This is a genomic window from Pigmentiphaga sp. GD03639, assembly GCF_029845405.1.
GTDB classification, from domain to species: domain Bacteria; phylum Pseudomonadota; class Gammaproteobacteria; order Burkholderiales; family Burkholderiaceae_B; genus Pigmentiphaga; species Pigmentiphaga daeguensis.
In genome coordinates this window covers 16,293-33,480 of the sequence record NZ_JAOCLR010000013.1, presented here as the reverse complement: position 1 = coordinate 33,480, position 17,188 = coordinate 16,293, and the positions used below count along the sequence as shown (strand labels likewise).

The 17,188-nt window shown below is 66.7% G+C and carries 19 protein-coding genes; 8 read left to right on the top strand and 11 right to left on the bottom strand.

The features are described 5' to 3' along the window. Positions 1 to 36: 36 nt before the first annotated feature. The 3 genes from N5K27_RS15295 to fliF all read right to left on the bottom strand — a co-directional run bounded on the left by N5K27_RS15295 (position 37) and on the right by fliF (position 3,661). A complete protein-coding gene (locus N5K27_RS15295) occupies positions 37 to 843 on the bottom strand; it encodes a flagellar assembly protein FliH (protein ID WP_132980048.1) in 807 nt (268 codons plus the stop codon). Next, on the bottom strand, positions 836 to 1,849 hold the full coding sequence (gene fliG / locus N5K27_RS15290; RefSeq protein ID WP_279817466.1) for a flagellar motor switch protein FliG: 1,014 nt from the start codon (positions 1,847 to 1,849) through the stop codon (positions 836 to 838). The genes N5K27_RS15295 and fliG overlap by 8 nt, the downstream gene beginning before the upstream one ends. Positions 1,850 to 2,005: 156 nt before the next feature. Then, on the bottom strand, positions 2,006 to 3,661 hold the full coding sequence (fliF, locus tag N5K27_RS15285) for a flagellar basal-body MS-ring/collar protein FliF (protein WP_279817399.1): 1,656 nt from the start codon (positions 3,659 to 3,661) through the stop codon (positions 2,006 to 2,008). A gap of 202 nt (positions 3,662 to 3,863) precedes the next feature. On the opposite strand from fliF, the gene fliE reads away from it, so the two are divergent. Continuing rightward, the gene (gene fliE / locus N5K27_RS15280; protein WP_087841501.1) at positions 3,864 to 4,217 is read left to right on the top strand and encodes a flagellar hook-basal body complex protein FliE; all 354 of its coding nucleotides are present in this window, start codon (positions 3,864 to 3,866) and stop codon (positions 4,215 to 4,217) included. Between the two features lie 29 nt (positions 4,218 to 4,246). On the opposite strand, the gene N5K27_RS15275 is transcribed toward fliE, so the two are convergent. The 8 genes from N5K27_RS15275 to N5K27_RS15240 all read right to left on the bottom strand — a co-directional run bounded on the left by N5K27_RS15275 (position 4,247) and on the right by N5K27_RS15240 (position 11,763). After that, positions 4,247 to 4,567 (bottom strand): EscU/YscU/HrcU family type III secretion system export apparatus switch protein, encoded by a 321-nt coding sequence (locus N5K27_RS15275; RefSeq protein ID WP_279817397.1) that lies wholly within the window; start codon positions 4,565 to 4,567, stop codon positions 4,247 to 4,249. After that, a complete protein-coding gene (locus N5K27_RS15270) occupies positions 4,564 to 5,841 on the bottom strand; it encodes a flagellar hook-length control protein FliK (RefSeq protein ID WP_279817395.1) in 1,278 nt (425 codons plus the stop codon). The genes N5K27_RS15275 and N5K27_RS15270 overlap by 4 nt, the downstream gene beginning before the upstream one ends. Positions 5,842 to 5,938: 97 nt before the next feature. After that, positions 5,939 to 6,283 carry a flagellar protein FliT gene (locus N5K27_RS15265; RefSeq protein ID WP_279817392.1) on the bottom strand — a complete coding sequence of 115 codons (345 nt, stop codon included), beginning with the start codon at positions 6,281 to 6,283 and terminating at the stop codon, positions 5,939 to 5,941. Then, positions 6,283 to 6,690, bottom strand: coding sequence for a flagellar export chaperone FliS (gene fliS / locus N5K27_RS15260; RefSeq protein WP_243724574.1), 408 nt, complete (start codon positions 6,688 to 6,690; stop codon positions 6,283 to 6,285). The genes N5K27_RS15265 and fliS overlap by 1 nt, the downstream gene beginning before the upstream one ends. Positions 6,691 to 6,826: 136 nt before the next feature. Continuing rightward, positions 6,827 to 8,287, bottom strand: a complete 1,461-nt coding sequence (fliD, locus tag N5K27_RS15255; protein ID WP_279817390.1) for a flagellar filament capping protein FliD — start codon at positions 8,285 to 8,287, stop codon at positions 6,827 to 6,829. Positions 8,288 to 8,319: 32 nt separating this feature from the next. After that, entirely contained in the window at positions 8,320 to 8,682 is a 363-nt protein-coding gene (locus N5K27_RS15250; RefSeq protein WP_279817388.1) for a flagellar protein FlaG, read from the bottom strand. A gap of 273 nt (positions 8,683 to 8,955) precedes the next feature. Further along, positions 8,956 to 10,383: a flagellin gene (locus N5K27_RS15245; RefSeq protein ID WP_279817387.1), complete on the bottom strand. Its 1,428-nt coding sequence runs from the start codon at positions 10,381 to 10,383 to the stop codon at positions 8,956 to 8,958. Between the two features lie 258 nt (positions 10,384 to 10,641). Continuing rightward, complete coding sequence (locus tag N5K27_RS15240) at positions 10,642 to 11,763, bottom strand: ATP-binding protein (protein WP_165963216.1); 1,122 nt, start codon at positions 11,761 to 11,763, stop codon at positions 10,642 to 10,644. A gap of 323 nt (positions 11,764 to 12,086) precedes the next feature. Here N5K27_RS15240 and flhD point away from each other — a divergent pair, with 323 nt between their 5' ends. The 7 genes from flhD to N5K27_RS15205 all read left to right on the top strand — a co-directional run bounded on the left by flhD (position 12,087) and on the right by N5K27_RS15205 (position 17,179). Further along, positions 12,087 to 12,401, top strand: coding sequence for a flagellar transcriptional regulator FlhD (gene flhD, locus N5K27_RS15235; protein ID WP_087841533.1), 315 nt, complete (start codon positions 12,087 to 12,089; stop codon positions 12,399 to 12,401). A gap of 36 nt (positions 12,402 to 12,437) precedes the next feature. Continuing rightward, positions 12,438 to 12,995 (top strand): flagellar transcriptional regulator FlhC, encoded by a 558-nt coding sequence (flhC, locus tag N5K27_RS15230; protein WP_087841492.1) that lies wholly within the window; start codon positions 12,438 to 12,440, stop codon positions 12,993 to 12,995. A 252-nt stretch (positions 12,996 to 13,247) separates the two neighbouring features. Further along, entirely contained in the window at positions 13,248 to 14,108 is an 861-nt protein-coding gene (motA, locus tag N5K27_RS15225; protein WP_087841491.1) for a flagellar motor stator protein MotA, read from the top strand. A 23-nt stretch (positions 14,109 to 14,131) separates the two neighbouring features. Next, entirely contained in the window at positions 14,132 to 15,040 is a 909-nt protein-coding gene (motB, locus tag N5K27_RS15220; RefSeq protein WP_087841490.1) for a flagellar motor protein MotB, read from the top strand. 39 nt (positions 15,041 to 15,079) lie between these two features. Continuing rightward, positions 15,080 to 16,042, top strand: coding sequence for a chemotaxis protein (locus tag N5K27_RS15215; protein WP_087841489.1), 963 nt, complete (start codon positions 15,080 to 15,082; stop codon positions 16,040 to 16,042). After that, positions 16,032 to 16,427 carry a chemotaxis response regulator CheY gene (cheY, locus tag N5K27_RS15210; RefSeq protein ID WP_087841488.1) on the top strand — a complete coding sequence of 132 codons (396 nt, stop codon included), beginning with the start codon at positions 16,032 to 16,034 and terminating at the stop codon, positions 16,425 to 16,427. The genes N5K27_RS15215 and cheY overlap by 11 nt, the downstream gene beginning before the upstream one ends. After that, complete coding sequence (locus N5K27_RS15205) at positions 16,427 to 17,179, top strand: protein phosphatase CheZ (RefSeq protein ID WP_087841487.1); 753 nt, start codon at positions 16,427 to 16,429, stop codon at positions 17,177 to 17,179. Before cheY ends, N5K27_RS15205 begins: the two co-directional genes overlap by 1 nt. Positions 17,180 to 17,188: the final 9 nt, after the last annotated feature.

Sequence of the window (17,188 nt, the reverse complement as noted above, 5' to 3'; positions counted from 1 at the left end):
CAGCCTTCGAGGAAACGGGCCAGGCTGGCGGGGGCGTCATGCACGTTCGTCGCTCCAGGCGCTGTCCTGTCCCAGCGTGGCCAGGGTCCGTTTCCAGCGCGTGCCCAGGGTGGCATCGATGTCGGACTGCTGGGTGGAGATCCGGCAGCCGCCGGCCTCGACGCCGGCGTCCTCGACGATCTTCCATTGGCCCAGTTCCAGTTCCTCGCCCAGGTGGGCGCGCACCAGTTGCACGTCGGACGGGTGCAGCAGCAACTGCTTGCCGGTTTCGCCGCCCATGAGCTGGTTGAAGGCGTCGCGCACGACCGCCAGGATCACATTGTTGTCCAGCGCCAGTTCGCGCTGGATGACCTGGCGCGCGATCTCGGCGGCAAGTTCCAGCAGCCGGGGAGCCAGGTCGGTCTCGAAGCGGTCGAACACACCCGAGGCGGCGTGCGCCATCGCCTGCAGTTGCTCGGCCTCGCGCCGGGCCGCGGCGCTGCCATGGTCGTAGCCCGCGGCATAGCCTTCGTCGAAGGCCGCCGTCTTGATGCGTTCGACCTCGGCCGGATCGACGGCCGGTGCCGGCGCCGGGGCTACGGGCGGCTGGGCCGCCTCGGCCACGGCAGGTTCCGGCGCCGTGGTTTCCTGCCGCGCGGCCTGTTCGCGCGCGCGGCGGTCGGCTTCTTGCCGGGCGGCGGCCAGCGCCGCCTCGATGGCGCGTTTTTCGTCGGGGGTCTGCGGCCGGCGCCGGGTCTCGCCCTGCATGGACGCATCGCCGAAGGTATCCAGGCGCCAGACGGGCAGGTTGCGGCCCTCGTCGGCGCGCAGGATGCGGCGGGCGCCCAGCAGCGGCTCAGACATACTGTTCCTCGCCCATGCCGTTGATGGCCAGGTCGCCGGACTCGGTCAAACGGCGCGCGATCTTCAGGATTTCCTTCTGCTGCGCCTCGACCTCGGATATCTTGACCGGGCCCCGCACGTCCAGGTCCTCGCGCAGTTGCTGCGCGGCGCGGGCCGGCATGCAGCGGAACACCTTGGCGCGCATCTCGGCGCTGGCGCCCTTGAGCGCGAGGATGAGCGAGTCGGGCGTGACCTCGCGCAGCAGGAGCTGCATGCCGCGGTCGTCGGCGTCGATGAGATTCTCGAAGGTGAACATCTCGTCGATGATGCGTTGCGCCAGCTCCGTGTCGACCTGCTTGACGATGGACAGGATCTGGTGCTCGGACGACGAACCCACGTAATTGAGGATGTCGGCGGCGGTCTTGACGCCGCCCAGCTTGCGGCGCTTGATCTGCTCGTTGCCCGACAGCATCTTCAGCAGCACGTCGTTCAGCTCGCGCAGCGCGGCCGGCTGGATGCCGTCCAGCGTCGCGATGCGCAGCAGGACGTCGCCGCGCACGCGTTCCGCCAGGTGATTGATCACCCCGGCCGACTGGTCGGCCTCCAGGTGTACCAGGATGGAGGCGATGATCTGTGGATGCTCGTGGCGGATCAGTTCGGCCACGCTGGCCGGATCCATCCACTTCAGGCTCTCGATGCCCGAGGTGTCGCCAGTGTGCAGGATGCGGTCCAGCAGGAACCCCGCCTTGTCCGCGCCCAGCGCCTTGGTCAGCACGCTGCGCAGATAGGCGTCGGCATCGGCGCCCAGGCCGGTGTGCGCGCCGATGTCTGTCTCGAAGCGCTGGATCACCTGGTCCATCGCCTCGCGCGGGATGCCTTGCATCCCGGCCATTGCCGTGCCCAGCTTCTGCACCTCGCGCGGCGACAGATACTTCAGCACCTCGGCCGCTTCTTCCTCCCCCAGCGACAACAACAGGATCGCCCCATCGGCCACCCCCTGATCGGGTTCGGCATTGACTACGTTCATCATCGGCTTACCACTTCGTTGCACCCGCCGGCAGCCAGCGACAGCACCGACGCAACAATCCAAGAAACGGGTACTAGACCCAGGATGCGGTGGATCCGGCTCCGCCGGTCCACCCGCATCGCCCCCTGGGGGGCGCGCGAAGCGCGTAGGGGGGGGCTAAACATCGTTCACCCACTGCCGGATCACCGTGGCCACGACCTGCGGGTTCTCGCGTGCGAAGCGGCGGACCTTCTCCAGCGGATCTTCCGGTTGTTCCCCGGCGGCATCGGCGGCCTGGGCCTCGGCCATCATCGTGGGGCCGTCGGCCGCGAAGACGGGCTCGGGCGGCGGCGGAGGAGCGGTCATCTGCTTGATGGCCGGACGGATCACCCCGATGATCAGGTACAGCACCGCCAGCGCAAGGACCAGCGCCACGCCTATGTCGCGTGCCAGGTTGACGAACTCCGGCTGCTGCCAGAACGCCGGCTCGGAAGCGGCTTCGGCGGTGGCTTCGTTGAACGGGATGCTGATGACCGATACCGAATCGCGGCGCTGCGCGTCGAAGCCGACGGCCTCGTTGACCAGGGCCTTGATCTGGGCCAGTTCGGCATCGCTCAGCGGCGTGCTGACCGTCTCGCCCTTGACCACGCTGGTGCGGTGGTTGACCACCACGGCGGCCGACAGGCGCTTGATGCGGCCCACGGGCTCGCGCACGTAGCGCACGGTCTTGTCCAGCTCGTAGTTGGTGGTGTCGGCCCGCTTCACGTTCTGCGCGGGTGGCTGGGCCTGCGTGCCGGGAGCGGGCGGGTTGGTGGCCGCGCCTCCGGTCGTCGGGGCGACGGCGACGCCCGGCGGCGTGTTGCTCAACGTGCCCGGTACGCCTCCGTCCATGCCCTGCGCCGGTTCGCGCGACTCCGAGCTCTGCCGGCTGCGGATCGCGGCCTGGTCGGGCGAGGCGCCATTGGGACGGTAGATCTCGTCGGTCTGCTCGTGCCGGCTGAAGTCCAGGTCGATCGCGACCTGCGCGCGCAGGTTCTGGGCGCCGACGATGGGCGAGATCAGTTCGGAGATGCGGCGGGTGTACTGGCGCTCCAGCGTGCGCAGGTATTCCAGCTGCGTGGCGTCCAGGCCGTTCGGATCGGTATCGTTGGCCGACAGCAGGGTGCCGGTCTGGTCCACCACGCTGACCGCGCCGGGCGCGAGTTCGGGAACGGAGGACGAGACCAGGTGGACGATCCCGGCGACCTGGCCGCGTTCCAGCACGCGGCCGGGTAGCATCTGCACCAGCACCGACGCCGTGGGCCGGTTTTGCTCCCGCATGAAGATGCTGGGCTTGGGAATGGCCAGGTGGACCCGGGCGCTCTTGACGGTGCCCAGGCTCTGGATCGAACGGGCCAGTTCGCCCTCCAGCGCGCGCTGGTAGTTGACCTGCTCCTGGAACTGGGTGAGGCCCAGGCGGCTGTTGTCCATCAGCTCGAAGCCGACGTTGCCGGCGCGCGGCAGGCCCTGCGAGGCCAGGCGCAGCCGGACTTCGTGGACCTGGTCGGGCGCCACCAGGATGACGCTGCCACCGTCGGCGACCCGGTAGGGCACTTTCTGCTGTTGCAGCGCGGCGACGATGGTCCCGCCGTCCTGGTCGGACAGGCCGCTGAACAGGACGCGGTACTCCGGGTCGCGGCTCCACAGCAACGCGGCCACCACGATGGCCACGAGCAGGGGGATGCCGATCAGCAAGGCGAGCCGGTGGCGCGTGGGCAGCCTGCCGAACGACTCCAGGAGCTTGTTACCCCGTGATGCCCCGGCGGCGGGTTGGTTCTGCGTGTCGTCGGCCATGTAATGAAGCGGGGCGTTGAATGCCAGATAAGAAAGAAGGGGCGCCGGAGCGTCCCATTTCCCAGGACTTGTATTATTTGATGCAGAATGTCACAGCCAAGGAAGGAATAGACGGGTTTTGCCCCGGTACTTCCCGGTCTGGATCCTTCCCGCCGCGGCTACCATCGCAGTCTCCAAAGAATTGCCCCATGGGAAACCGCATATGGACCGCATCCAGGACGTGCTCGCATCCTCCACCGGGCAAGCCGGCTCCACCGGCATGGCGCGCGCGGCGCAGATGCTGGCGCGGCCCGATGCCCTGATGGGCGGTGGCGCGGCCGCCGGCGCGGCGCCGGCATCCTTCGCCAACGTCCTGGTCGACGCGATCCAGGGCGTGCAGCGCGCCCAGTCCGAGGCCAGCGCCGTCCAGAAGGCCTACCAGCAAGGCGATCCCGAGGTCGGCCTGGAAACCACGATGATCGCGATGAACAAGGCCAGCCTGTCGTTCCAGATGCTGGCACAGGCGCGCAACCGCGTGATCGCGGCCTACAACGAAGTCATGAACATGCAGGTCTGAGCCCGGCCCGGGCGCCCGGCCTCCGGGACCTAGCGTCCGTCCGGACCGGCGCCCGCTTCCTCGTCCTGCCTGTACACCCAGGCCAGCACCTCCGCCACCGCCACGTACAGCGAGGGCGGGATGCGGGCATCCAGGTCCACCTTCATCAGCAGATCGATCAGCTCGCGCGAGCTGTGCACGAACACGCCCGCTTCCTTGGCGCGGCGCAGGATTTCCTCGGCGATCGCGCCGCTGCCCTTGGCCACCACGATGGGCGTCTTGCGCTCCTTTTCATAGCGCAGCGCCACCGCCTGGATGCGCTTGGGGTCGAGCGGGTCGTCGGCGGGCGATTCGGCGGCGGGGTGGGTCATGTGCGGGCCGGCGAGCGGGACGCCGTGGCGATCTTGAGGTCGGACATGCGCAGGCCCCGGCCATCCAGCGCCTGCTGCAGGTCCAGGCCGCTGGCGGCAAGGCGGGCCTGCAGGTCGCGCAGGCGCTGGCCGCGCAGTGTACGGGTGTCGGGCTGGATGGCGATGCGGGTATCGGTGCCGTCGAGCGCGATGTCTACCTGCATCGTGCCCAGGTTGCGTGTCTGGACCGAGATGCGGACGCGCCAGGCCAGCGGCAGGTCGGGGTCGGCGCCCCTGCCTTCGTCGGGCTCGATTTCCAGCGTGAAGGGTTGTTCCGCCCAGGCGCCTTGCAGGAACAGGCGGCCGCTGGCCAGCGCCGCGATCTGGTCGTGCACGACCTGGCGCACGTCGGGCGGGATGGCGGCCAGGGCCGCTTGCAAGCCCTTGGCCGCGCTTTGCTCGGGCGTGGCGGGCTCGGCCGCGGGCGTGGGAGTGCCGGCCTGGGGAGCCGGGTCGCGGGCCTGCGGCGCGGGCGAGAGCGCCGCCTGCGGTTCGGCGCGCAGCGCTTCGATGGGCAGGCGCCCTTCGCGCCACTCCTGCAGGTGGGCTTCGTAGAACAGTCCGGACTGCTGCACGGCCTGCCGGATCTGGCGCGCGGCTTCGTCCGGCAGCGTGCCCGCCGGGATGCGCAGGGCGTCCAGGGGCACGCTGCGCTGCGTCCCGCCGGTCTCGTCGACCAGCGCGAGCAGCAGGCGGGCCGAGCCGCTCAGCATCACCTTGGTGTCGCCGGTCTCGAGCTTGAGTTCTGCCAGCGACGGCATGGGCACCGGCGAGACCCCGCGCACCGCGCGCGCGGCCATCTCCGGTGAAGCCGCCTCGGTGTCGGCCGTGGCGGCAGGCAGGGGGCTTTGTCCCCGGCCGCCGCCATCGCCCGGCGATCGCGGGCCGCCGATACGGCCGCCGTCCTCGCCGTGCAGGAAGGTGCGGTCGTCCAGCAGCCGCAGCACCACGGTCATGCCCGGACTCAGTGCCTGGCGTGTATTGATCAGGTAGGGCTTGCCCGCGATGTTGACCAGCGCTTCGGTATCGCTGTTGGCCTGCAGCACCGTGGCCCGGACCAGCCCGTGCGGCAGTCCCGGCGAGCCGGGAGGGCGCGTGCCGCCTGCCGCGCCGCCGCCGGACACGTTCAGCAGCCGCGCAAGCACCGCCTCGCGGGCGTCTTCGCGATAACGCTCCCAGCTCTGCGCGGGGGAGACGCCGCTGATCGGCTGCGTCTGGCGAGTGTCCGCTACCAAGCGCCGTCTCCAGATATGTCGGGGCTATGCATGTCGTTCCGTCCCATGGACACCCGGCCTGGCGGGCTGCGGCCCGCCAGGCGCGGCGTCGGCCCGTTCAGCGGTACATCTGCACGCCGAAGGCATGACGCCGGGGCCGGAGTATCTGCTCCAGTTCCCGCATCCACGGCTCGGCGATGTTCCGGGTGGCGGCGTCGTTGGCAAGGATCTCGCGTATCAAGTGCATGCAGGTTTCGCGTTCGGCGGGCGGGCAGGTCTCGATGGGGCATCGGCGCAATTGTCCCACGAGCCCGGCACAGGCCGATTCGCTGGCCGTGACGGCATCCCAGTCGCCCCGTTGCGCCGCGGCCAGCATCGCGCGGCTGATCTCGGCCAGCTGACCGTAGAGCACCGCCAGCTGGGCGGGATCGGGCGCCATGCCGTTGTCCTTGTGCATCGTCATCAGGCGGCCGCCTGGCTGTCGGGCTGGATCGAGGCCCAGGCCTCGCGCAGGCCGTCCAGCAGGCGCACGCTTTCCAGGATGGGGGCGGGGTCGTTGTCGATGCCGGCCTGCATCGTGCGCCGAAGCATGTAGTCGTAGAGGGCGTTCAACTGTCCGGCCAGGTCGCCGCCGGCCTTGTGGTCCAGGCTCGCGCGCAGGCCTTCGTCCAGGATGCGCGTGGCGCGGCTGAGCGCCCGGGTCTTGCCGAGCGGGTCGTTGGCCTCGATGCAGCCGATGGCCTTGCGCAGCGATTCCAGCGCGCCATCGTAGAGCATCAGGATCAGCGCATGGGGACTGGAGCTGGATACCCCGGTCTCCACCCCGACGCTGGCATAGGCTCTTGCCCCGAAATTTCCGAATCCCGACACGTGCGACTCCTGCTGAACGCATAGGGGCATGCCGCGTGCGCGGCAGCCCTAACGGATTTAACGGCCTGGCGCGCCGGGCTTAAAGCGGGAATTGGCGTGGCAAAACCGCCGAGTTCCCATTGGCGCGCCCGCCACGTTACTTGTTGAGGTTCTTCAACGCCTCGATCTGCTGGGTCAGGAAGCTGCCGGTGTTGTTGAGCTGGGTCAGCAGCGAATCGAGCGCCGTGAACTGCTGGCGGTAGCGCGCCTCGATCTGTTCCAGGCGATTGCTCATCTGGTTCTGCTGGGTCTCCAGGGTCTTGATCGTGCTTTTCAGGCCGTCGGTGCGGCTGTCGATCACGCCCTTGCTGTCGGTGTAAGGCGACAGCTGGGCGGTGAAGCGCTCGACCAGGCTTTGCGAGCCTTCGCCAAAAGGCTTGGGGGTGAACAGCCTGGACACGGCGCTGGGATCCGCCGCCATGGCCTTGTTGAACTTGTCGGTGTCCAGCGTCAGCGCCCCGTCCTGGTCGAAACCCACGCCCAGCGAGGCCAGCGTCGTGTAGGGGCCGGTGGCGCCCTGCATCGGCGAGAAGACTTCATTGCGCATGCGGGCGGTCAGGTCGCGCACCAGTCCGTCGCCGGCCAGCGGCCCGGTGGTGCCGGCCTGGCCCCGGGTCTCGCTGGGCGCGTTGGCCGATAGCGCCGCCGCCACGTTCAGGAAGGAGTTGTAGGCGGTGACCAGCGATTGCAGCGCCGCCGCGCCGCCGCTGGGTGACGGATTGGTGGCGATCGTGGTGGTGCCGGACTTCTGCAGGGTGATGGTGACGCCGTCGAGCACCGATGTGACGGTGTTGGTGGCGCTTGTCACTTCCATGCCGTCCAGCTTGAATTGGGCGTCGGCGCCGGCTTGAAGCCGGCTCATGCCGGCTGGCGAGCCGCCGCTGGAATAGGACGGGGCGGTGGCCGGGTCGTAATCGAAGAAGTCCAGCGAACGGGTACCGCCCGCACCCGAGTCCGAACTGGTCACCTGGAAGGCATTGGCCGCGCCGGTGGTGGTGGACGTCAATACCAGCCGCGATCCGGAGCCGTCGGTGACCAGCGAGGCCGTGACGCCCATTTCCGCCTTGTTGATGGCATCGCGCAGGCCGGACAGGGTGTTGTTGGTGGCATCGATGACGATGGACTTGGCCTCGGCCTCGCCGGCGACGAAGCTGCCGTTCTCGACCTTGCCGAGCTTGAAGGTAAGGGTGCCCGCGTTCAATTGCGCATCGTTGGCCAGCGCGCCGCTGACGGCCTTCTCGGCCTGGGCCAGCGACGTGACGTCGAGCTTGTGGCTGATCTTGCCGGCCTTGTTGTCGGCCGTGATGAAGGCGACCGACGAGTCCGACGAGCTGCCGACCAGGCCCGTGAATTTTTCCGGCGTCAGGCCGGAGGCCGCCGTCAGCAACGAAGACAGCGAGCTCTTGAGCTGGCCCAGCGCAGAGATCTTGGTCTGGGCCGAGGTGGCCTGGGCCTGCAGCTTGGTCAGCGGCACCTTTTCGGCCGCCATCAGGTTGGTCAGGAGGGTGGACAGTTCGAGGCCGGAGCCCACGCCAAGGGCGGATCCTACGCTAGCCATGGAGTATTCCTGGTATCGGGTTGGCGGGCGGTTCAGGCCTTGCGGCTGAACAGGGCGCCCTTGATCTGGTCCAGCGAACGGCTGAGCGCCAGCGCTTCCTCGGACGGGATCTGCCGGATCACGTCCTGGGTGTCGCTGTCGATCACCTTGACCACGACCTTGCCGCTGTCGTCGTCGATGCTGAAAGTCAGGTTGTGCGCCGCCAGCGGAACGAAGCGGTTGAAGGCGTCGACCGCGGTCCGCAGTTCCCCCACGTCCGGCACTTGAGCCGTGGCCGGCAGCGACGGGTCGAGCAGGTTGGTCGAGCCCGCGGGCGCGATGGGCCTGGCGGCCGACGCGGCGGCCGTTGCCAGGCTGCGCAGGTCGGCGGCGGTATCGATGGCGTTGATGCTCATGTGGGTTCCGTGGCGTTGAGGGGCGATGCCGCCGGGGGCGACGCGATACGTTGATTAACGGGAAGGAGAAGGAAAACTTGAGGGAAGGGAGCTTGCCTGGGAGGATGGCCGCAGGCAAAAAAAAGCCCCCACGCTTGCCGCTACGCGGCGGCGCTGCCCCCCGAGGGGGCGCTTTTTTGCCTTGGGGCGGCCCGGCGGCAAAAAAATCCCCGCCCGGCGCAAGGCGGGGCGGGGACGGCCGCCGGAAGGAAACCGGCGGAGGTGCCGCAATGCTTAGCCGCGGAGCAGCGTCAGCACGTTGTTGGGCAGCGAGTTGGCCTGTGCCAGCATCGCGGTGCCGGCCTGCTGCAGGATCTGGCCGCGGGTGAGCGAGGCAGTTTCGGCTGCGAAGTCGGCGTCCTGAATGCGGCTACGCGAAGCGGCCAGGTTTTCCGATGTGGTTTCCAGGCTGGAGACAACCGAGGTAAAACGGTTCTGGATTGCGCCCAAATCGGCGCGAGCGTTGCTTACGGTAGTGAGTGCTGCGTCAAGAGAGTCCAGAGCCGAGGTTGCACCGGCGACGGTGGAAATATCAATGGCGTTGAGCGCCGTTCCCATGCTGGTAAAGGCGGTTGTAGCGACAGTGAAGCCCCCAGCAGTTTCACCGCTAATGCTGATTCCGCCGGTGACTCCGGTAGGGGCCTTATAAGAAATGTTCAGCGAAGCGCCGGTAGTTGACGTGCTAGCGTCCAGTCCGAAATCGGAGAGCGCCGCAGTGCCCGTTGCCGTTCCGAAGGTGATGTTGCGGCCATCGGCGGCTTCGAGTGCTACACCACCGCCAGTATCCGTTGCGCGCACACCAGTGGTTGCTGACAAGGCATTAATAGCGGTTACGGTGTTGGCGCGATCAGTGGCTTGGTTGCCGGTCGAGGTCAGGGTGAGTGACGCACCGTTGAGCGTGAATGTAGACGTACTGGCGGCGGTTCCAGTCGTTTGGGTGGCAATGGCCGCGACCTTGGTGGCATTGGCAGTGACGGTCAGGCCGGTGATTCCGGCGCTGTTGAAGGCAGCGGCGATCGCTTTTGCGTCATTGGCAATTGTTCCGAGGTTAACACTACCTCCGGTTCCAAACTGAACGGTTCCGCGGGCGGCAGCGGTATCGCTAGCGGTGCCAATGGTGAGGTTGGTTCCAGAATACCCAGAGTATTGGCCCAGGGACGAGGCTTTTGCGTCGGCGATCTTGTCGATGGTAATGGTCTGGCCTGCATTGGCGCCAACCTGGAACTTCTGGGCGGCGAACGAGCCGTCCAGCAGCTTGGTCCCGTTGAAATCGGTGTCCTTCGCCACACGATCGATTTCCGCTGCCAGTTGGGCCACTTCCTTCTGCAGCGAGGCGCGGTCATCGGCCGAGTTGGTCGAGTTGGCCGATTGCACGGCCAGCGTGCGGATGCGTTGCAGGTTGGTGCCGATCTGGCTCAGCGCGCCTTCGGCGGTCTGTGCCAGCGAGATGCCGTCGTTGGCGTTGCGCACGGCTTGGTTCAGGCCGTTGATCTGCGTGCTCATGCGCTCGGAAATGGCCAGGCCGGCGGCGTCGTCCTTGGCACTGTTGATGCGCAGGCCGGTCGACAGGCGCTGCAGGGCGGTGTTGACGGCGCTCTGCGAGCTATTCAGGTTGCGCTGCGCGTTCAGCGAAGCGATGTTGGTGTTGATGACTTGTGCCATGACCTATCTCCGTGAGGGTGAGTCATATGGTGTTTCAGGGAGGGGCCCTGGGGGCCCGACGATGCATCCGCGGCTGGAGGTCCTTCCGCAATTGCGCCAGGGCCATCGCTGGCGGCATGCAATGCCGGCGTGGCCGCGTTGAGGCAATTAACGGGGCGGCGATTTGAAAACTTTAGGCGGGGAAGGGGGCGGAATGGAAAAAAATACCGCTAAAGTTTCGCCGCCGCGGTCCGATTGCGGGCGGCGCCGGAGCGGGCTTCAGGCCGGCGTTTCCAGCGTGAAGTAGAAGGTCGCGCCTTGTCCGGGCGCGCTTTCGGCCCAGATCTGCCCGCCGTGGCGGTTGATGATGCGGCGGACGGTGGCCAGGCCGATGCCGGTGCCGGGAAAGTCGCAGGTGCGGTGGAAGCGCTGGAAGGCGCCGAACATGCGTTCGGCGTTCTGCGCATCGAAGCCGGCGCCGTTGTCGCGTACGAAATAGATGGTGCTGTTGCCACGCAGGAGGCTGCCGAACTGGATGTGGGCCTCGGCCCGCTTGCCGGTGAATTTCCAGGCATTGCCCAGCAGGTTGTCCAGCACGATGCGCATGAGCCCGGCATCGCACTCGGCCAGCGCCGAGGCGGGCAGTTCGTACTCGACCTGGCGGTCGGGCTGGCTGCGGCGCAAGCTGGCCAGGACCTCGCGAGCGATGGCCGCCAGGTCGACCCGGGCCTTGAGCAGGCTGCTCTGGTTGATGCGGGCGAGCTGAAGCAGGTCGCCGATCAGGTCCTCCATGCGCTGTGCGTTGTCCACGATGTGCCGCAGGTGCTTGGCGTCGGTTTCGTTGGCCTGGCCGGCCAGCCCGCGCTCGAGCAGCCCGGCGAAGCCGGCGATCTGGCGCAGCGGCGCGCGCAGGTCATGGGAGACGGAGTACGAGAAGGCTTCCAGTTCCTCGTTGATCACGCTCAGCAGGTGGGTGCGCTGGGCCACCCGCTTTTCGAGTTCGTTCTGGATGCGGCGGGCGGCTTCCTGCTGTTCCATGTGCTGCGTGATGTCCTGCGCGTAGCCGGACACGGCGATCGACTCGCCCTCGTCGTTGCACAGGCAGCTCATCTGGATCTCGAACCAGCGCGGCTCGCCCTTTACCGTCCAGATCTGCTCGAAGCGCTTGCGCGTGCGGGATTCCAGCAGTTGCCGATGGCGTAGCGCGTGGACGCGGGCGATCGAGGCAGGCATGAGCTCTTCCATGGCCTTGCCCAGGCAGTCTGCCGCCCGGGCGATGCCGAGCATGTCGGCGTAGGCCTGGGAGACGTACCGGTAGCGGCCTTCCCGGTCCACGACCCAGGTGGCGACCGGGAGCGATTCCAGCGCGGCTTCCAGCAGGGCATGGTCGTTCCCGGCCAAGCTCGCTACCTGCTGGATGGGTGGAACCGCATTTCGCATTTACGTGTTCAAATGAAACAAGTGATACAGAATCTGTAAGAAAAATTCTTACATGCGGAGTTTACCTAAGCAGACGCGAATTCCAGCGAGGTTCCAATGCCAATTTGGTAACAAGTGTCCAATAATTTACATATTGAATTGGTCCCTGCGCCGGCGGAAATAGCCGGCCAGGATACTTGTTTTTTCTTTCCCGTTTGCGGGATTACCCTGAAGGAATCGCGATGACTCAAGTTTGCGACGTGGTCGATGTGGACGTATCGGCTCCCCAGGCCGCGACTTCCCCCATGTCCCGGCTGAGCGAAGAGATCCGCGATGCCAATCTGACCTATCTCATGCTGGCGCAGCAGATGCTGCGGGTCGATCGCAGCGAGGCGCTCTATCGCCTGGGCATCACGAGCGAGGTGGCCGATATCCTTTCTTCGCTGACCACGGCCCAGTTGCTCAAGATCGCCGGCTCCAGCATGCTGCTCGCCCGATTCCGCTTCGACGACTCGCTGGTCTGGAACCTGCTGTCCTCGCCCAAGCGCGACGATGTTTCCCCCCGTATCCATGCCGCCATTCTGATGGCCGGACGTACCGCCGCGATGGCCGCATCCTGAGCCACGCCATGTCTTGCAGCAGTATCCGGAGGCAGCATGGCTCGCGCTAAGAGCGTGCTGTCCGAGGCGCGCCAGATCGAGATCGCGTCCGAACTCATCCGCCTCGATGCCCGGTTGCAGGTGCTCGAGGCGGAGGTGCAGCTGTCGCGCGAGCGCCTGCTGCGCCTGTACCGCGAGATCCGCGGAAAATCTCCCCCCAAGGGCATGCTGCCGTTCTCCACGGACTGGTTCATGACCTGGCAGCCCAACATCCACGCTTCGCTGTTCATGAACATCCACCGCCACCAGGTGGGCCTGGACGACGCGACGGCGGTCGAGGCGCTGATCCGTGCCTATCGCCTGTACCGGGAGCAGATCGGGCAACTGGGCCTGCCCGAGGTCCTGTCGATCACGCGGGCCTGGCGCCTGACCCGGTTCTTCGACGCCGGCATGCTGGGCATGACGGCCTGCACCTGCTGCGGCGGCGAATTCGTCACCCATACCTTCGAGCTGGCCCACCAGTACGTCTGCGGGCTTTGCCATATGCCGTCCCGTGCCGGCAAGACCCGGCGCACGGCCAACGCCGCGCAGGCCGCTAAGGCGGCCCCCCGCTGATGCCGGCCACGGGAGCTTCCGCTCTCAAGTTTTGTTTTTGCCGGCCGAAAACCCGTTCATGGCTTCGCGCAATGTGCCACCGAAGCCTGATTGCCCCACGCACGTCGTTCCCCAGACTCCTGGCCCGGCAAGGCCCCGATGCTCCGCATCGAGGCCCTTTGCCCAGACCCAGGATGCGGTGGATCCGGCTCCGCCGGTCCACCCGCATCGCCCCCTGGGGGGCGCGCGAAGCGCGTAGGGCGGGACATCCACATGCTCGTCATCATCGGCTACATCATCGTTGGGGCGTCTGTGCTGGGCGGATATGCCATGCATGGCGGCTCGCTGGGCGCGCTGTTCCAGCCGTTCGAACTCGTCATCATCGCCGGCGCGGCCCTGGGCGCGTTCGTGTGCGGCAACTCCAGCAAGGTAGTGCGGGCGACGCTGAAGGCGCTGCCGACCACGCTGCACGGCTCGCGCTTCACCAAGCAGCGCTACCTCGACCTGCTGGCGCTGCTGTACGAGATCCTGAACCGGGTGCGGCGCGAAGGCCTGATGTCCATCGAGGCCGACGTCGAGGAGCCCCACAACAGTCCGTTGTTCCAGAAATACCCCGCGCTGGTGGCCGACGAGCACCTGGTCGAGTTCGTGACCGACTACCTGCGGCTGATGGTAAGCGGCAACCTGAATCCGCTGGAGCTGGAAGCCCTGATGGACCAGGAAATCGACACCCACCACCAGGAGGCCAGCGTGCCGGCGCATGCCATCCAGCGTATCGCCGACGGGCTGCCGGCCTTCGGCATCGTCGCCGCGGTCATGGGCGTGGTCAACGTGATGGGATCGGTGGGCGAGCCGCCGGCCGTGCTGGGCGCCAAGATCGGGGCGGCGCTGGTCGGCACCTTCGTCGGCATCCTGCTGGCCTACGGCATCGTCGGTCCGCTGGCCTCGGTGCTGGAGCAGAAGGTGAGCGAAAGCAGCAAGCAGCTCGAATGCATCAAGGTCGCCCTGCTGGCGAGCCTGAACGGCTATGCGCCCGCGCTGGCCGTGGAGTTCGGCCGCAAGGTGCTGTTCTCGACCGAGCGTCCCACGTTCGGCGAGCTGGAGGACACGGTGCGGGGCAAGTCCGCGGCATGACGGCACGGTAGGGAGTCGCGATCATGGCAGGCAAGGACGGCGCAGCGCCGATCATCATCAGGCGGTCCCGCAAGCGGGCCGGCAAGGCCCATGGCGCGGGCATGTGGAAGATCGCCTATGCGGACTTCGTCACCGCCATGATGGCCTTCTTCCTGCTGATGTGGCTGCTGACGACGTCGGCCCAGGCCGACCTGGAGGGCATCTCCGAATATTTCCGTACGCCCCTGCGCGTGGCGGTCACGTCCGGGAGCGTGGCGGGCGATCCGGTCAGCGTGCTGACGGGCGGCCAGCATGTGAGTCCCCGCATCACGCCCCAGCGCCGGGCCAGCGACGAAGAGCAGGAGGCCCGCGAGCGCCGCAAGCTGGAGGGCCTGAAATCCGAACTCGAGAGCCTGATCTTCACGCAGCCCACGCTGACCCAGTTCAAGGACCAGATCCTGCTGGATTTCACCGACGAGGGGCTGCGGATCCAGATCGTGGACGAGAAGAACCGGCCCATGTTCGATACCGGCAAGACCGTGCTGAAGGACTACAGCCGCGTCATCCTGGACGAGCTGGCCCGCGTGCTGAACGGCGTCGAGAACAAGATCTCGATTTCGGGCCATACCGACTCGACGCCCTATGCCGGCGGCAATGGCGGCTACAGCAATTGGGAACTCTCGGCCGACCGCGCCAATGCGGCACGGCGCGAAATGCTGACCGCCGGGATGCAGGAGGACAAGGCGTTGCGCGTGGTCGGGCTGTCCGACTCCGTGCCCTTCAACCGTGCCGACATGAAGGCGGCCGAGAACCGGCGCATCAGCATCGTGGTGCTGAACAAGCGCAGCGAGGAATTTCTCAAGAAAGGCGGCGTTTATGTCGATGTACCCGCCATTCCCGGCAGGTTGAACGACGGGACGCCGTTGCGGGTGTCCGCTCTGGAATCGCAATGATCACTGGGCCGGCTTGGGCCGGCCGGTATGGAGGATGCTATGGGTGCCGGTGACAATCGGTTGATGGAAATGGTGGACGAGAAGGCCCGGCTGGCCGGTTCCAACAAGATGGAGCTGCTGCTGTTCTCGCTGGGGGGCAGCGAGGTCTTCGGCATCAACGTGTTCAAGGTGCGCGAAGTGTGCGAGACGATTCCGATCACCCGCACGCCGAACGTGCCGCGCGGGGTGGAGGGCATCATTTCGCTGCGCGGCGCGATCCTGCCGGTCATCGACCTGGCCACCACGATCAACATGAAGGTCGACGCGCCGCGCACCAAGCTGCTGATCACCGAGTTCTCCAGCCATACGCAGGCCTTTCTCGTGGCGGACGTGGACCGCATCGTGCGCATCGACTGGGACAAGGTCAAGTCGCCGCAGTCCATGCCATCGAACAACACGTCGTTCATGACGGCGCTGACCGAGCTGGCCGATGGCAAGCTGGTGTCCATCCTGGACGTCGAGCAGATCCTGGCCTCGGTCATCGGCGAGGACAAGATCCCGTCCGAGATCCAGCAGGTCGATGCCGACATCAAGGCGAACGTGTTCTTCGCCGACGATTCCTCGCTGGCGCGCAAGAAGATCACGGAAGTGCTGGACCGGATGGGGTTGCCGCACCAGCATGCCACCAACGGCGCGGACGCCTGGGACAAGCTCAAGGGCATCGCGGCCCGGGCCGAGGCCGAGAAGCTGCCGCTCGACCTGATGCTGGGGCTGATCCTGGTCGATGCCGAGATGCCCGAGATGGACGGCTACGTGCTGACCCGCCACATCAAGTCCGATCCCCGCTTCGCGAAGATTCCCGTCGTGATGCATTCGTCGCTGTCGTCGGTCGCCAACAAGAAGCTCGGGCAGCAGGTGGGCGTCGATGCCTATGTCGCGAAATTCCACCCCTCGGAACTGGCTAGTATGATCGCCGCTCAACTCACACACATCAAGGCCAGAAAGGGAGCAAATGAAGCCTGACGATTTGAAGTTCCTTATCGTCGACGATTTTTCGACGATGCGGCGCATCGTCCGCAATCTCTTGAAGGAACTCGGCTACAACAACGCCGACGAGGCCGAGGACGGCCAGATCGCATTGAGCAAGCTGCGCAGCGGCCTGTTCAATTTCGTGGTCAGCGACATCAACATGCCGAACATGAACGGCTTCGAGCTGCTGCGCGAGATCCGCGCCGACGACCAGCTCAAGAAGCTGCCCGTGCTGCTGGTGACCGCCGAGGCCAAGAAGGAAGACATCGTGCTGGCCGCCCAGATCGGGGCGAACGGCTACATCGTCAAGCCCTTCACCAAGGCGACGCTGGAAGAGAAGCTGACCAAGATCGTGCAGAAAATGAGCGGGAGCACGTAATGGCCCATACCGGCGATACCGAAGACCTCGAAGCGTTGTTCGACCAGATTTCGTCCGAGACCCTGGCTCGGCTCGACGCCGAACCGGCGGCCGACGCGGCCCCGGCCGCGGATCCCGCCGCGAGCGCGGGCGAGGCGGCGGCCGAGCAGTCGCCGGAGTTCTACCAGCGGGTCGGCATGCTGACCCGGCAGTTGCACGACGCGTTGCGCGAGCTGGGCTACCACCAGAAGGTGGAGCAGGCCGTCCACTCGCTGCCCGACACGCGCCAGCGCCTGGACTACATCGCGCGGCTGACGGGACAGGCCGCCGAACGCGCCCTGTCCAACGTCGAGAAAGGCCAGGAGATCCAGGAGGGCGTGGAGCGGGAAGGCGCTCGCCTGAGCGGGCGGTGGCGCGAGCTGTACGAGCGCCGGCTGGGCGTCGACGACTTCAAGCAGGTGGCGGCCGACACCAGTGCCTTCCTGGACCGTACCCAGGAGGATGCCCGAGCCACCCAGGCGCTGCTGACCGACATCATGATGGCGCAGGATTTCCATGACCTGACGGGCCAGGTCATCCAGAAGGTGCTCAAGCTCGCCCAGGACTTCGAGGACGAGCTGGTCAAGCTGCTGATCGAGAGCACGCCTCCCGAGAAGCGCAATGCCGCGCACAGCGAATGGATGAACGGCCCCGTCATCGACGCCTCCAGCCGCGACGACGTGGTGACCAACCAGGCGCAGGTCGACGACCTGCTGGAAAGCCTGGGATTTTGAGCGAGTAAA